The organism is Pantoea sp. F_5, assembly GCF_008631595.1.
Classification (GTDB): Bacteria; Pseudomonadota; Gammaproteobacteria; order Enterobacterales; family Enterobacteriaceae; genus Pantoea; species Pantoea gossypiicola.
This window is the reverse complement of record NZ_VWUO01000014.1, coordinates 36,609-50,841: the sequence shown is the minus strand read 5'-3', so window position 1 is coordinate 50,841 and position 14,233 is coordinate 36,609. Positions and strand designations below refer to the sequence as shown.

At 56.6% G+C, this 14,233-nt stretch carries 11 protein-coding genes; 3 read left to right on the top strand and 8 right to left on the bottom strand.

Annotated elements, in window-relative coordinates:
- The first annotated feature begins 24 nt into the window (after positions 1 to 24).
- Positions 25 to 1,158 (top strand): ROK family transcriptional regulator, encoded by a 1,134-nt coding sequence (locus F3I44_RS17615; protein ID WP_150014480.1) that lies wholly within the window; start codon positions 25 to 27, stop codon positions 1,156 to 1,158.
- A gap of 27 nt (positions 1,159 to 1,185) precedes the next feature.
- On the opposite strand, the gene F3I44_RS17610 is transcribed toward F3I44_RS17615, so the two are convergent.
- The 5 genes from F3I44_RS17610 to xylF form a co-directional block, all read right to left on the bottom strand.
- Positions 1,186 to 2,637 (bottom strand): sugar porter family MFS transporter, encoded by a 1,452-nt coding sequence (locus F3I44_RS17610; protein ID WP_150014478.1) that lies wholly within the window; start codon positions 2,635 to 2,637, stop codon positions 1,186 to 1,188.
- Between the two features lie 507 nt (positions 2,638 to 3,144).
- Positions 3,145 to 4,323 carry a D-xylose utilization transcriptional activator XylR gene (gene xylR, locus F3I44_RS17605; RefSeq protein ID WP_033784354.1) on the bottom strand — a complete coding sequence of 393 codons (1,179 nt, stop codon included), beginning with the start codon at positions 4,321 to 4,323 and terminating at the stop codon, positions 3,145 to 3,147.
- Positions 4,324 to 4,416: 93 nt separating this feature from the next.
- On the bottom strand, positions 4,417 to 5,601 hold the full coding sequence (gene xylH, locus F3I44_RS17600; RefSeq protein ID WP_150014474.1) for a xylose ABC transporter permease XylH: 1,185 nt from the start codon (positions 5,599 to 5,601) through the stop codon (positions 4,417 to 4,419).
- Positions 5,594 to 7,114: a xylose ABC transporter ATP-binding protein gene (locus F3I44_RS17595; RefSeq protein ID WP_150014472.1), complete on the bottom strand. Its 1,521-nt coding sequence runs from the start codon at positions 7,112 to 7,114 to the stop codon at positions 5,594 to 5,596. Before F3I44_RS17595 ends, xylH begins: the two co-directional genes overlap by 8 nt.
- 28 nt (positions 7,115 to 7,142) lie before the next feature.
- Complete coding sequence (xylF, locus tag F3I44_RS17590) at positions 7,143 to 8,135, bottom strand: D-xylose ABC transporter substrate-binding protein (RefSeq protein ID WP_150014470.1); 993 nt, start codon at positions 8,133 to 8,135, stop codon at positions 7,143 to 7,145.
- Between the two features lie 344 nt (positions 8,136 to 8,479).
- Between xylF and xylA the strand changes: the two genes are divergently transcribed.
- Entirely contained in the window at positions 8,480 to 9,802 is a 1,323-nt protein-coding gene (xylA, locus tag F3I44_RS17580; RefSeq protein ID WP_150014468.1) for a xylose isomerase, read from the top strand.
- A gap of 17 nt (positions 9,803 to 9,819) precedes the next feature.
- The gene (gene xylB / locus F3I44_RS17575) at positions 9,820 to 11,262 is read left to right on the top strand and encodes a xylulokinase (RefSeq protein ID WP_150014466.1); all 1,443 of its coding nucleotides are present in this window, start codon (positions 9,820 to 9,822) and stop codon (positions 11,260 to 11,262) included.
- Between the two features lie 77 nt (positions 11,263 to 11,339).
- On the opposite strand, the gene F3I44_RS17570 is transcribed toward xylB, so the two are convergent.
- The 3 genes from F3I44_RS17570 to pstB all read right to left on the bottom strand — a co-directional run bounded on the left by F3I44_RS17570 (position 11,340) and on the right by pstB (position 14,205).
- Entirely contained in the window at positions 11,340 to 12,578 is a 1,239-nt protein-coding gene (locus F3I44_RS17570; RefSeq protein WP_150014464.1) for an MFS transporter, read from the bottom strand.
- Positions 12,579 to 12,685: 107 nt separating this feature from the next.
- On the bottom strand, positions 12,686 to 13,420 hold the full coding sequence (gene phoU, locus F3I44_RS17565; protein ID WP_150019499.1) for a phosphate signaling complex protein PhoU: 735 nt from the start codon (positions 13,418 to 13,420) through the stop codon (positions 12,686 to 12,688).
- Between the two features lie 11 nt (positions 13,421 to 13,431).
- A complete protein-coding gene (gene pstB / locus F3I44_RS17560) occupies positions 13,432 to 14,205 on the bottom strand; it encodes a phosphate ABC transporter ATP-binding protein PstB (RefSeq protein WP_013359568.1) in 774 nt (257 codons plus the stop codon).
- Between the last annotated feature and the right edge of the window lie 28 nt (positions 14,206 to 14,233).

The following is a 14,233-nucleotide window of genomic DNA, read 5'->3' as shown; positions in this document are numbered from 1 at the left end:
ACTCCTCTGTTGGGTGAATCCGTGATGAAAACGAACGGCAAAGGCCCCGCACTACTGCGACTGAATAATCAGAAACGGGTGATGGCTCAGCTGCGTAAGCTCCGCGTGACGTCGCGTCAGGATCTGGCGGAGGCGCTGACCCTCAGCAAAAATACGGTCTCGTTAATCATTGATGACCTGCTGGAGCAGGGTCTGATAGAGGAACTGGGGCCGGTCAGCGTCGCAGCAGCCGGACGGCCTAAGATCGGGATCACCCTGCGGCCGGAAAAGCTTAAGAGCGCAGGCGTCATGGTGGAACGCAACGTGATCCACTGGCGGGTCTGCGACTATTTTTCACAGGTGCTGGCAGAAGCGACGCTGCGCACCGATACCCGTCACCCGACCCGCCTGCTGGCTGAACTGGCTATGCTGTGCCGGGAACTGACAGAACGTTATCCCGACCTGCTCGGTATTGGCCTTGGCTTCCCCGGCATCGTCGATCCCCGGCGCGGCTGGATGCACATTTCATTGCCGCTGGAATGGCAGGATGTTGACCTGCTGACCACGCTGCGCAAGCACGTCCGTCTGCCCATCAGCATTATGAATAATGTTAAAGCCGCTGCGCTACTGGCTGTCGGGCAAAGTGGATTATCGCCGGAGAGCGGCCATTTTTATCTGCGTATTTCCGAGGGGATTGGCGGCGCACTGGTACAACAGGGTCAGGTATTTACCGGACACAGCTGGACGGCGGGTGAAGCAGGACATCTGATCGTTCAGCCCGGCGGGCCGCGCTGCAGCTGTGGCCGGCGCGGCTGTCTGGAGGCGCTGGTCAGCAAGCCTGCGGTGAATCAGCTGCTGGCGCAGCATCAGCCAGGCCTGAACTGGCAGAACCGCGACAGCGCGCCACGCGTGGTGGATACGGTGATGGCCCAGGCGGGTGGCTATCTCGGTGCGGCGCTGAGTCAGATCATGCTGCTGCTGAACCCCGCCACCATCATCATTGATTGTCCGTGGAACGTCAGTGAGCGCTTCTGCAAGGCGGTGCGCGATACCGCACACGGCAACGCGCTGGCCTTTACTGCCGCGCACACTCAGCTGCACTTCCCGGAAACCCGGATTGACCCGGCTAACGGGCTGGCGCTGGCGGTGCTGGAACAGAGTGAGCAGCGGGTGGGGTGAGCGTACCCCCACAGACTGCCCTCTTCTTTATGATCGCGTCTCACTGACCGGTGCATCTGTCCGTTCGCCCGCCTCACGCGGGTCAACATTAAACTTCTCCAGCACACGCGCGTGAATTTTCTCCAGCGGCATTCCAGCCGTTTCCGGCAGATAGCGGAAAGTGAAGAAGTACATAGCCAGTGAAAAAAGCGCAAACAGTAACAGCGGGAAGCCACCGTGAAAAATCTCAAGCAGAAAAGCATTACTGTTCAGAATCGGGAATGTGGTGCTGATGACAAAATTGGCCATCGACATGGCGCAAATGGAGATGCCGACACAGATTGAGCGGATTTCTGTCGGAAACAGCTCGCCCAGTACGGTCCAGACAATCTGTCCCCAGGTCATGCCAAAGAAAACCATATAGGCAAACAGTCCCACCACCGCCAGCAAGCCGGGCAAACGGTAATAGAAAGCGATAAAGGTGTAGGCAAGGAAAACGGCAGAGGTAATCGCCCCCAGCAGTAACAGCTTACGACGTCCGACTTTATCAATCAGCGCCATACCCATCAGCACGCCCACAAACTGACATACAGACAGCCAGAAGGTCTGGAGCAGCGCCGAATCCGTGCTGCCGGACACATTTTTCAGCAACGTTGGTCCGAAATACTGAATCACATTGATGCCGCTAATCTGGTTGCCGACAGCCAGGCCAATACCAATGATGAGCAACGGCACCGTGGTTTTGTTCAGGCGGAGTCGGGATTTATGGCGGGTCGCCGCCTCATCAGAGAAAGAGTGTTTAATTTCATTGAAAACGGTGCGGGCATGGACCGGGTCAGAGATTTTGCTCAGCGTATCCAGCGCCTCTTTGTCTTTGCCTTTCAGAACGTTCCAGCGCGGTGATTCCGGTATAAAAGCAATGAAAAAGATAAACAGCGCACAGGGCACCAGCGCGGTTGCCAGGATATAGCGCCAGCCTGTATCGACCATCACCTCTGGCAGCATCGATTTATTAATGAAGTAGTTGGTGAGCAGAACCACCGATTGCCCACCGACGCAGCACACCGCATAGAGCGCGCTGGTGCGACCGCGATACTTCGACGGTGAAAGCTCAGCCAGATAGATTGGCGAAATCACCGAGGCCAGCCCGATTGCTAATCCGCCAAGAATACGAAAGGCGACAAAGGTGAAGAAGTTATGGGCGATGGCAGTCCCCACCACCGAGGCAGTAAACAGTAGCGCCGTGATAGCGAGCGACTTTTTGCGGCCAAATTTATCGCTCAGCTTTGGCGCAATAAAGCAGCCCACCAGACTGCCAAGCAGGATATTAGACACTGCCCAGCCGGTTTCTGCCGGGGTCAGCTGGAAATAGTCACTAAGCGGCTCAATAGCGCCAGAGATAATCGACGAGTCATAGCCCATCAGCAGGCCACCAAAAGCGGCGACGGTGCAACAGAGCATGACATATTTCATGTTGTAACGTTTATGCCGGGTTTCCATTTTTACAGGCTCCTTTTCTCTACTGCCTGAACCGCATCGGTTCAGTAACAGGAGACGTGACAGGTCAGAGGTTCAGGAATTTCAGCGAGCAGACACCAGTGAAATATATTTTCTAAATGGGAAAATTTGGATTAATTCTTTCAAAAGTGTGAGGCAGGTTGGAAAAAATTATAAACTTGCTGAGTGACAATCCTGAATAAAGATCATATTAATCAATAAGATAACAGTAAAATCCGGGCAGTGAGGTTTTCCAATCAAGGGTAAACGCCTGATGACAGAAGAAATATCGGCTGAAGCGGTCCGTATGGGACTGATAAAATATCCCGCCAGCCCTCAGCCTTAACGCCTGATTTTTATGCTCTTAATCTAATGAGGCTGGGCTGTTCCGGCTGGCAGATTAAGCCTGCGAAGCTGGCCCCTGAACTGACAGCGAGGCATCAGGATGAAATATAATTTTCATCCTGTCCATTACATGAAAACCCGGGCGTTCTTTACTCCGGTCTGTCGTTAAAGCAGGTTTTCCCCAAAATGCTGCCGATACTCTTTCGGCGTGGTGTCGTAGCTTTTGCGGAAAACTGAGTAGAAGTATTGCAGCGAAGGGTAGCCGCACATCTGTGAGATCTCGTTGATGTTGAGCGACGAGGAAGCCAGCAGTTCGCGGGCCTTTTCCAGCTTTTCGCGGTGGATCATCGCATGGATAGTGTCGCCGGTCTCATCCCGGAAGCGTTTTTCCAGGTTAGATCGTGACAGTCCTACCGCATCCAGCACCTGCTCCACTTTAATTCCCTTACAGGCGTTAAAGCGGATGTAGTGCATCGCCTGAATCACCGCTGGATCGCGCAGTGAACGGAAATCGGTAGAGCGTCGGGCGATCACTTTCACCGGCGGCACCAGAATGCGCTGAAGCGGCAGAGGCTGCTTATCCAGCAGCCGGTGCAGCAGTTTGGCCGCCTGATAGCCCATCTGTCGCGAGCCCTGTGCTACGGACGAGAGCGCCACGCGTGACAGGTAGCGGGTCAGCTCCTCATTATCAATCCCGATCACCGTAAGTTTCTCCGGCACCGGTATTTTCAGATGTTCGCACGCCTGCAGCAGATGTCGCGCCCGTGAGTCGGTGACGGCAATAATGCCGGTCTGCGGCGGCAGCGTCTGCAGCCAGTCGGCAAGCCGGTTCTGAGCGTGCTGCCAGTTTTCTGGCGCGGTTTCCATGCCCTGATAAACCACGCCCTGATAGCGCTCGCGTCCCACCAGCTGGCGAAACGCCTGTTCCCGCTCCTGTGCCCAGCGCTTGCCGCTGGAGGCCGGTAAACCATAAAAGGCAAAGCGGTTAATGCCCTTCTCTTTCAGATGCAGAAAGGCTTTCTCCACCAGTGCGGCGTTATCCGTGGCGATGTAATGAACTGGAGGATAATCTTCCTGCCGATGGTAAGAGCCGCCAACGCCGACAATCGGCACAGAGACATTCGACAGCAGGCTTTCGATAGAACGATCGTCGTAATCAGCGATCACGCCATCGCCCAGCCACTCACGGATATTGTCGATGCGACAGCGGAAATCTTCCTCGATGAAGATATCCCAGTCAGTCTGCGACGCCTGCAGATACTCTCCGACGCCCTCAACAACCTGGCGGTCATACACTTTATTAGCGTTAAACAGCAGCGTAATGCGATAGCGTTTATCATGCATGGTGGCGCGTTCCCTTAAATCCTCAGCGCATTGCATAACACGGCTGAAAGGGGCAAAAAAATTGTTTGCGCCACAATGTGATCGCCCGCGCGATTACACCCGACGCCGCGTTGCGGTATCCATCCACACCGCCAGCAGCAGAATCGCGCCTTTGACGATGTACTGCCAGAAGGTCGGCACATCCATCATGCTCATGCCGTTATCCAGCGAGGCCATGATAAAGGCCCCCATTACCGCGCCCGCCACCGACCCGACACCGCCCGCCAGGCTGGTGCCGCCGATCACGCAGGCGGCAATCGCGTCCAGTTCTGCGATGTTACCCGCCGACGGCGAGCCTGCGCCCAGCCTTGAACTCAGGATCAGCCCGGCAATCGCCACCATCACGCCGTTGATGGCGAACACCGCCAGTTTGGTGCGCGCCACGTTAATGCCAGACAGTCGGGCAGCATCAATGTTGCCGCCGATGGCATAGATACGACGGCCAAAAGCGGTACGGGTGGCCATAAACATGCCCGCCAGCAACAGTACGGCAAGCAGTAATACTGGCGTCGGCACGCCGCGATAGTCGTTGAGTAACCAGATGGCACCAAGCACTAAGATGGCGGTGATTGCCTGACGCCCTACGGTGCCGCTGGCTGCACCCTGCGGCAGTCCAAGCTGCTGACGACGCAGGCGCAGACGCCACTGCCACAGCATAAACAGCGCCAGCCCGGCAACGCCAAAGCCGAAACCGACGCCGCCCGGCAGATAACTCTGTCCAATCTGCGACATACCCGGTGTAATGGGCGCAACCGTAGTGCCGTCGGTAATTCCGACCAGAATGCCGCGGAACGCCAGCATTCCCGCCAGCGTAACGATAAACGACGGCACTTTACGGTAGGCTACCCACCAGCCATTCCAGGTACCGAGCAACAGCCCCATCACCAGCGTCACCACGATGGTCAGAGGCAACGGCCAGCCGAGCCAGACGTCGAATATCGCCGCCGCGCCGCCCAGTAACCCCATCATGGAGCCGACTGACAGGTCGATCTCCGCCGAGATAATCACGAACACCATGCCCACCGCCAGAATGCCGGTGATGGCGGTCTGACGCAGCAGGTTGGAAACATTACGCGCACTGAGCCACGCGCCGTCGGTGGTCCAGGTAAAGAACAGCGCAATCAGCACAATCGCGCCCAGCATCACCAGCACCTGCAGATTGGGCAGCGTGAACCTGCCCGGTGAGGGTTTGCCCGGCGTGCCAGTGAAGCGGCTTTGGGTACTTTCACTTTTAAGCATAATGTTCACTCCGCAGGGCAGCTTCCATCACCTGCTCCTGAGTCAGGTTATCGTTAATCAGATCGGCTTTGATCTGCCCTTCATGCATCACCAGCACCCGATCGCTCAGGCCCAGCACCTCCGGCAGCTCAGATGAAATCACAATCACCGCGATACCCTGCTGCACCAGCGCATTGATCAGCAGGTAGATCTCCTGACGTGCGCCCACATCGATGCCGCGCGTCGGTTCATCCAGGATCAGGATTTTGGGATTAAGCAGCAGGCACTTCGCCAGAATCGCTTTCTGCTGGTTGCCGCCGCTCAGGCGGCCAATCGGCAGTTCCGATGAGGAGGTTTTCACCCGCAGCCGGCTGATCGCGTCGTTGATCGCCTGCTGCTCCTGCGCTTCATCCAGAGTGGAGAGACGGTGGCTGAACTGGTCCAGCGCCGCCAGGGTGATATTTTTGCCCACCGCCATCAGCGGCACGATGCCATCCTTTTTACGATCTTCTGGCACCATCGCGATGCCGTGCGCAATAGCAGCGCGGCAGTCGGTGATACTGACCTGCTGGCCATTGATCCAGATATCACCCTGCCAGCGTCCCGGCCAGACGCCAAACAGACACTGCACGGTTTCGGTCCTGCCCGCCCCCACCAGCCCGGCGATACCCAGAATTTCACCGCGTCTGAGCGTGAATGAAACATTGTTAACCCGGCGGATGTGGCGGTTAACCGGATGCCAGGCGGTGAGGTTATCGACCTTCAGTATCACCTCGCCTATCTGATGCGGCGCGTGGGGATAGAGCGCGGTCAGCTCGCGTCCGACCATCATGGTGATAATGTCATCTTCGCTCAGCCCCGCCGCCGGACGGGTGGCGATATGCTGGCCGTCACGGATCACGCAGATAGTGTCGGAGATCGCCTTCACCTCATTCAGCTTGTGTGAGATGTAGATGCAGGCAATGCCGTGTTCGCGCAGATTACGGATGATGCCCAGCAGCACATCCGTCTCCTGCTCCGTCAGCGATGAGGTCGGCTCATCCAGAATCAGTAGCCGGACCTGTTTGTTGAGGGCACGGGCGATCTCCACCAGCTGCTGCTGGCCCAGGCCTAACTCACCGACCCGGGTCGCGGGAGAGACGTTCAGCCCGACCCGCGCCAGCAGCTGCTGGCAGCGCAGGGTCATGGTTTCGTCATCCACCATGCCGAAACGGCTCAGTTCGGCACCGAGGAAGATGTTCTCCATCACCGTGAGTTGCCGCACCAGCGCCAGCTCCTGATGAATAATCACAATGCCTTTACGCTCGGTGTCGCGAATGGTCTGCGCCTGAATCTCGTCGCCAGAGAAGTGAATCTGCCCGTCAAAATCGCCGTGCGGATAGAGTCCGCACAGGATTTTCATCAGCGTTGATTTACCCGATCCATTCTCTCCACACAGCGACATCACTTCGCCCGCCTCCAGTTGCAGGCTGACATCATTCAGCGCCTTCACAGCACCGAAACGCTTGGTGATGTTTTTCATTTCCAGCAGCATCGACTGTTCTCCCTCACGCTATGCGCGGTCAGAGTTCGCTCTGTTTGTGGAAACCGTCTTTCACCACGGTGCTTTCGATATTGTCTTTGTTGACCGGAATTGGCTTCAGCAGTCGCGACGGCACCTCTTTCAGGCCATTATTCAGCTTGCTGTTGCTGGCTGGCGTTTTGCCCTCACCCAGCTCGACGGCAATTTTCGCCGCTTCGGTCGCCAGCTCGGTGATCGGTTTGTACACCGTCATGGTCTGAGTGCCCGCTTTGATGCGCTTAATCGCCGCCAGATCGGCATCCTGGCCGGAGATGGCCACTTTCCCTGCCAGTCCCTGTGCACTCAGCGCCTGAATCGCACCGCCTGCGGTAGCATCGTTGGAGGCCACGACCGCATCGATGTGGTTGCCGTTGGCAGTCAGGGCGTTTTCCATAATTTTCAGGGCGTTTTCTGGCAGCCAGGCATCGACCCACTGATCGCCGACAATTTTAATGCTGCCGTTGTCGATATAAGGTTTTAACACTTTCATCTGTCCGGCGCGGAACAGGCGGGCGTTATTATCTACCGGCGATCCGCCCATTAAAAAATAGTTGCCCTCAGGCACCTGTTTCACAATGCTTTCGGCCTGCAACTCGCCCACCTTTTCATTATCGAACGAGATATAAAAGTCGATATCGGCGTTATTTATCATTCGGTCATAGGCCAGTACTTTAATGCCTTCCCGTTTCGCTTCAGCGACAACATTACTCAATACCTGACCGTTGTAGGGAATAATCACCAGCACATCGACACCGCGATTGATCATATTTTCAATCTGCGACATCTGTGTTTCCTCGTTGCCGTTCGCCGACTGAACAAACACCTTAGCGCCCAGCGTCTCCGCCTGTTTAACGAAAATATCGCGGTCTTTCTGCCAGCGCTCGAGGCGCAAATCGTCAATTGCCATGCCGATCTTCACTTCTTTTGCCACGCTGGTCTGGCTGAAGAGCGCCAGCGCCGCGCAGGCAGCTAACAGTGCATGTTTCATCTTCATTGTGATCATCCTGTTGGTGGAGGCTATTGTTATCGCAGGCCGATAAACCAGGCGGATGAATTGTTGCCCTTCTTTTCCTTTCACAGCAATTACTGATTTTTATCCGGCTATTACGTTTTTTGGTTTATTTCTTTTTTTATGAGCGCGATCGAGGTTTCATCTTTTTCGGACATGAGAGTGACAATGATAAAGCGGCAGGTAAATAACCCTATTTTGCGAGCCAGCGCACAAATAATAATTATCTGACACCCGTAATGAAATATCGTAATTGAGCGGAGGTTACAGCCCATATTGAATATTGCTTCAACGCAGACCATCCGGGTACTGATGCTAAGGAGCAAACCATGCACGCTTATTTCGATCAGATCGATCGGGTTCGTTATGAAGGCACCCAGTCGACGCATCCTCTCGCTTTCCGCCACTACAATCCCGATGAAGTCATCCTCGGCAAGACCATGGCGGAACATCTGCGCTTTGCCGCCTGCTACTGGCACACCTTCTGCTGGAATGGCGCGGATATGTTTGGTGTCGGTGCCTTTGATCGTCCATGGCAGAAAAACGGGGATGCGCTGCAGCAGGCAAAACTGAAAGCCGATGTCGCCTTTGAGTTTTTCCATAAGCTGAATGTGCCGTGGTACTGCTTCCATGACGTCGATGTCTCACCGGAAGGTGATTCGCTGCACAGCTATAAAGAAAACTTTGCTGCCATGACCGATAAATTGCTGGAGAAACAGCAGGAAACCGGCGTGAAACTGTTGTGGGGTACGGCTAACTGCTTTACCCATCCGCGCTATGGTGCCGGGGCTGCCACTAATCCCGATCCTGAGGTTTTTGCCTGGGCGGCGACCCAGGTCTGCAGCGCCATGCAAGCCACCAAAACCCTGGGCGGTGAAAACTATGTCTTGTGGGGCGGGCGTGAAGGCTATGAAACCCTGCTGAATACCGATCTGCGCCAGGAGCGCGAACAGATTGGCCGCTTTATGCAGATGGTGGTCGAGCATAAACACAAAATTGGTTTCCAGGGAACGCTGCTGATCGAACCGAAACCGCAGGAGCCGACCAAACATCAATATGACTACGATGTCGCGACAGTTTATGGCTTCCTGAAACAGTTCGGACTGGAGAAAGAGATTAAGGTTAACGTTGAGGCGAACCACGCCACGCTGGCCGGTCACTCCTTCCATCATGAAATTGCGACCGCCATTGCGCTGGGCATTTTTGGTTCCGTGGACGCTAACCGCGGGGATCCACAGTGCGGCTGGGATACCGATCAGTTCCCGGTCAGCGTGGAAGAGAACGCGCTGGTGATGTATGAAATCCTAAAAGCGGGTGGCTTTACCACCGGCGGCTTAAACTTTGATGCCAAAGTGCGTCGTCAGAGCACCGACAAATATGATCTCTTCTACGGTCATATCGGCGCGATGGATACGATGGCGCTGGCGCTGAAGGTGGCGGCGCGCATGATCAGCGATGGTGAGCTCGATAAGCGTGTGGCGCAGCGCTACAGCGGCTGGAATGGTGAGTTCGGCCAGCAAATTTTGAAAGGTGAGTTTTCGCTGGAGGCACTGGCGGCGCATGCTCAGCAGCAGCAGCTTAATCCGAAGCATCAGAGCGGACGTCAGGAGCAACTGGAAAATCTGGTGAATCACTACCTGTTTGATTTCTAACCCTTCAGGAGCAGCGCATGTTTATCGGGATCGATTTAGGCACCTCTGGCGTCAAAGTGGTGCTGATGGATGCACAGGGCAACGTGGTGGCGACAGAAACGTCGCCGCTGCAGGTTTCGCGTCCGCAGCCATTGTGGAGCGAGCAGGATCCCGAAAGCTGGTGGCAGGCGCTGGATTTATCCATGCAGGCCCTGAGCGCGCAGCAGGATCTGCGCGCGGTGCAGGCCATCGGGCTGAGCGGACAGATGCATGGTGCAACACTGCTCGACAGCGCAAACCAGGTCTTACGTCCGGCCATGCTCTGGAATGATGGACGCAGTGAGGCGCAGTGCCGCGAGCTGGAGCAGAAGGTGCCGGATTCGCGTTTGATTACCGGCAACCTGATGATGCCCGGCTTCACGGCTCCCAAGCTACTGTGGGTGCAGCAGCATGAACCGGCCATCTTCAGTCGGGTTGCTCATGTGCTGCTGCCCAAGGATTATCTGCGCTGGCGGATGAGTGGCGACTTCGCCACCGATATGGCCGATGCCGCAGGGACGATGTGGCTGGATGTAGCGCAGCGTGACTGGAGCGATGTGATGCTTCAAGCCTGTGATCTCAGCCGCGATCAGATGCCGCAACTCTATGAAGGCGATGCCCTGACCGGCACGTTACATGCCGACCTGGCGACGCGCTGGAAGATGAACGCGGTGCCGCTGGCCGCTGGCGGGGGTGACAATGCCGCGGGCGCAGTTGGCGTCGGCATGACCGAACCGGGCCAGGGCATGCTGTCGCTGGGCACCTCGGGTGTCTATTTTGTGGTGAGCGACGGCTATCTCAGCAATCCGGACCGTGCGGTTCACAGCTTCTGTCATGCGTTACCGCAGCGCTGGCATCTGATGTCGGTGATGCTCAGTGCAGCATCCTGTCTCGACTGGGCGGCAACGCTGACCGGGTGCAGAGATGTTCCGGAACTGCTGGCTGAAGCGGAGCGCGCGCGCGATGACGTGCCCGCGCTGTGGTTTCTGCCCTATCTTTCCGGAGAACGCACGCCGCATAACAACCCCAGTGCCCGGGGCGCTTTCTTTGGCTTTACCCACCAGCATGGTCGTCCCGAGCTGGCACGATCGGTGCTGGAGGGGGTGGGATTTGCCCTGGCGCAGGGTATGGACGTACTGCATGAATGTGGCGTTCAGCCGGAGAGCATTATGTTGATCGGTGGCGGTGCGCGCAGTGCCCTGTGGCGTCAGATGCTGGCAGATATCAGTGGTCAGACGCTGGATTACTGCCACGGCGGGGACGTTGGCCCGGCACTGGGGGCCGCGAGGCTGGCACAGCAGGCGCTGGCTCCAGACGTTACCGTCCCGACGCCGGTTCTGGTGCAGCGACATCAGCCGGATGCGAACAGAATGGCTGAGTACCGCTCACGCCGGGAAACCTTTGCAACCCTCTATCGGCAGCTCCTGCCGCTGATGAACTGATCGTGCCTGCCCGGCGCACGCTGAGCAGTATCAGAAAGGCCTGATGGCCGGGAGAGCGATCCCCCGGCCACCGTCTGTCAGCCGATCGCGCCCAGCGTATCTTCCTGGCCCTGCTTCTTCGGCAGCAGGAACAGCGTCGCCACAATATCCAGCAGGTAGATCAGCGCCAGCAGGGTAATCGCCGCGGTGAACGAGAACTGGCTCGCCAGCAGACCAATCACCACCGGGCCGAAGCCGCCCACGCCACGACCCAGGTTGAACAGAACGTTTTGCGCGGTGGCACGCACCTGCGGCGGAAAGGTATCGGAAATCAGCGCACCGTAGCCGCCAATCATGCCGTTAACGAACATCCCCATGATCGCGCCGGTCACCAGCATAATGGTGGGATCGCGCAGCTGGGCGTAGACCACCACCATTACCACGGCACCAAACTGATAGAGCAGGAAGATTTTCCAGCGCGCAAAGCGGTCGGCCAGCACGCCAAACAGCCAGATGCCAAAGGTCATGCCGACGACGGTGACCGCCGTCCAGAGGCCCGATTTGGTGAGGCTGAAGCCGAAGCTGGAAGAGAGGTAGCTCGGCATCCAGATCATCAGCCCGTAGTAACCAAAGTTCTGCACGGAACAAAGGATAAAAATACCGAGACTGGCTTTGGCGGTCGCGCGATCGCGCACCAGCAGCTTCAGGCGCGCCGGAAAGGAGAGCGACGGCACATGTTTAACCTGCCGTTGAAACGCCTCTGGTTCGCCCATGCCGCGACGAATGGCAAACGAAACCAGCGCCGGTAATAATCCGACCAGGAACATGCCGCGCCAGCCAATGATATTCAGCAGTGGCGGCGTGATAAAGGCTGCCATCAGCACGCCGAGCTGCCAGCCGATACCGACCCACGCTGATGCGCGGTTACGCTTCTCCACCGGCCAGGCTTCGGCAATCAGCGCCATGCCGATACCAAACTCGCCGCCCAGACCCACACCCGCCAGCGTTCGCCAGGCGAGCAGGTCCCAGTAGCCCTGCGCCACCGCGCACAGACCGGTGAAGACAGAAAAGACCAGAATCGTGACGGTGAGCATACGGATGCGGCCAAAACGGTCGCTGAGATGACCAAAGACAATGCCACCAATAACCGCGCCAATCAGCGTCCAGGTCACCAGCGATCCCGCCTGTGAAGGATTGAGCGCCAGCGAAAGGCTGATCGCCGGCAGCATAAAGCCGAGTATCAGCAGGTCAAATCCATCCATGGCATAACCGCTGACCGCAGCCAGCATCGCTTTACCGGGCGTGACGCCCGGCTTAGATTGGGGAGAAGGGGACATCGTTGCGCACCTCTGAGAGAAAAGTGCCGCAATTATAAAGAGAGTTCAGGATGTGACCAATTGAAAAGGCTTATCCCTGCGCTACTCAGGCACAGGGATAAAATGGCTCAGGAAGGGCGGTTGCTGCCATCGTCACCTGACAGTAATTCATCGAGCCGATCTCCACCAACGTGACGGAAATCCTGACCTTTGACGAAATAGAAGATAATTTCGCAGATGTTCTGGCAGCGATCGCCAATACGCTCAATCGCACGGGCGCAGAACAATGCTGTCAGCACACTGGGAATGGTGCGGGGATCTTCCATCATGTAGGTCATCAGCTGGCGCACAATGCCTTCGTACTCTTTATCCACCTTTTTGTCTTCACGATAGATGGTGATCGCCTCATTGAGATCCATCCGCGCGAAAGCGTCCAGCACATCATGCAGCATCTGTACGGTGTGGCGGCCCAGTGACTCCAGGCTGACCAGCAGCGGCAGATGCTGCTGACCAAACTTCTCCAGCGCCGTGCGGCTGATCTTCTCCGCCACATCACCAATGCGCTCCAGTTCGGAAATGGTTTTGATGATCGCCATCACCAGCCGCAGATCGATTGCGGTTGGCTGACGTTTGGCGATGATGCGCACGCAGGCTTCATCAATCTCCACTTCCATCATATTGACCTTCTGGTCGCCGTCGATCACCCGCTGCGCCAGCTCGCCATCCAGGTTATGCATGGCGGTGATCGCATCGGTCAGCTGCTGCTCGACCATGCCGCCCATGATCATTACCTGGGTGCGGATATGCTCCAGTTCGGCATTGAACTGACCGGAGATGTGCTTATTCAGATTATCCATGTCGATCTCCTGTCAGATCAGCCGTAGCGGCCAGTAATGTAGTCTTCGGTTTGCTTCTGCGCGGGCTTGGTGAACAGCGTGTCGGTGTCGCTGAACTCAATCAGTTCGCCCAGATACATGAAAGCAGTATGGTCAGAGCAGCGTGCCGCCTGCTGCATATTGTGCGTCACGATCACCACGGTATAGTCCTGCTTTAGCTCGGTGATCAGCTCCTCAATGCGGCCAGTGGAGATAGGATCCAGCGCGGAGCAGGGCTCATCCAGCAGTAAGACTTCCGGCCGAATCGCGATGCCACGCGCAATGCACAGACGCTGCTGCTGGCCGCCGGAGAGACTGTAACCGCTCTGATGCAGCTTGTCTTTGGTTTCATTCCACAGCGCTGCTTTGGTCAGCGCCCACTGTACGCGCTCATCCATATCAGCACGTGACAGCTTTTCAAACAGGCGCACGCCAAAGGCGATATTGTCATAGATCGACATCGGGAACGGCGTAGGCTTCTGGAATACCATACCGACGCGCGCGCGCAGCAGCGCGATATCCTGCTGTGTCGCCAGAATGTTTTCGCCATCCAGCAGAATGTCCCCTTCGGCCCGCTGCTCCGGATAGAGCGAGTACATCTTATTGAAGGTACGCAGCAGGGTCGACTTACCACAGCCCGATGGGCCGATAAACGCGGTGACCTGATTCTTAGCGATATCCAGGTTAATGTTCTTCAGCGCATGAAACTTGCCGTAATAGAAGTTCAGATTACGGACCTGAATTTTATCGGCTGTTGCTGTCGCAATACTCATCATTCATCTCTCTGATACGGCGCCGCTC

Coding starts and splice junctions, on each gene's coding strand:
- F3I44_RS17570 (WP_150014464.1), bottom strand. CDS start 12,578: ATGTCCCCTTCTCCCCAATCTAAGCCGGGCGTCACGCCCGGTAAAGCG.
- xylH (WP_150014474.1), bottom strand. CDS start 5,601: ATGCTTAAAAGTGAAAGTACCCAAAGCCGCTTCACTGGCACGCCGGGC.
- F3I44_RS17610 (WP_150014478.1), bottom strand. CDS start 2,637: ATGGAAACCCGGCATAAACGTTACAACATGAAATATGTCATGCTCTGT.
- xylF (WP_150014470.1), bottom strand. CDS start 8,135: ATGAAGATGAAACATGCACTGTTAGCTGCCTGCGCGGCGCTGGCGCTC.
- xylA (WP_150014468.1), top strand. CDS start 8,480: ATGCACGCTTATTTCGATCAGATCGATCGGGTTCGTTATGAAGGCACC.
- xylR (WP_033784354.1), bottom strand. CDS start 4,323: ATGCATGATAAACGCTATCGCATTACGCTGCTGTTTAACGCTAATAAA.
- pstB (WP_013359568.1), bottom strand. CDS start 14,205: ATGAGTATTGCGACAGCAACAGCCGATAAAATTCAGGTCCGTAATCTG.
- xylB (WP_150014466.1), top strand. CDS start 9,820: ATGTTTATCGGGATCGATTTAGGCACCTCTGGCGTCAAAGTGGTGCTG.
- F3I44_RS17595 (WP_150014472.1), bottom strand. CDS start 7,114: ATGCTGCTGGAAATGAAAAACATCACCAAGCGTTTCGGTGCTGTGAAG.
- F3I44_RS17615 (WP_150014480.1), top strand. CDS start 25: ATGAAAACGAACGGCAAAGGCCCCGCACTACTGCGACTGAATAATCAG.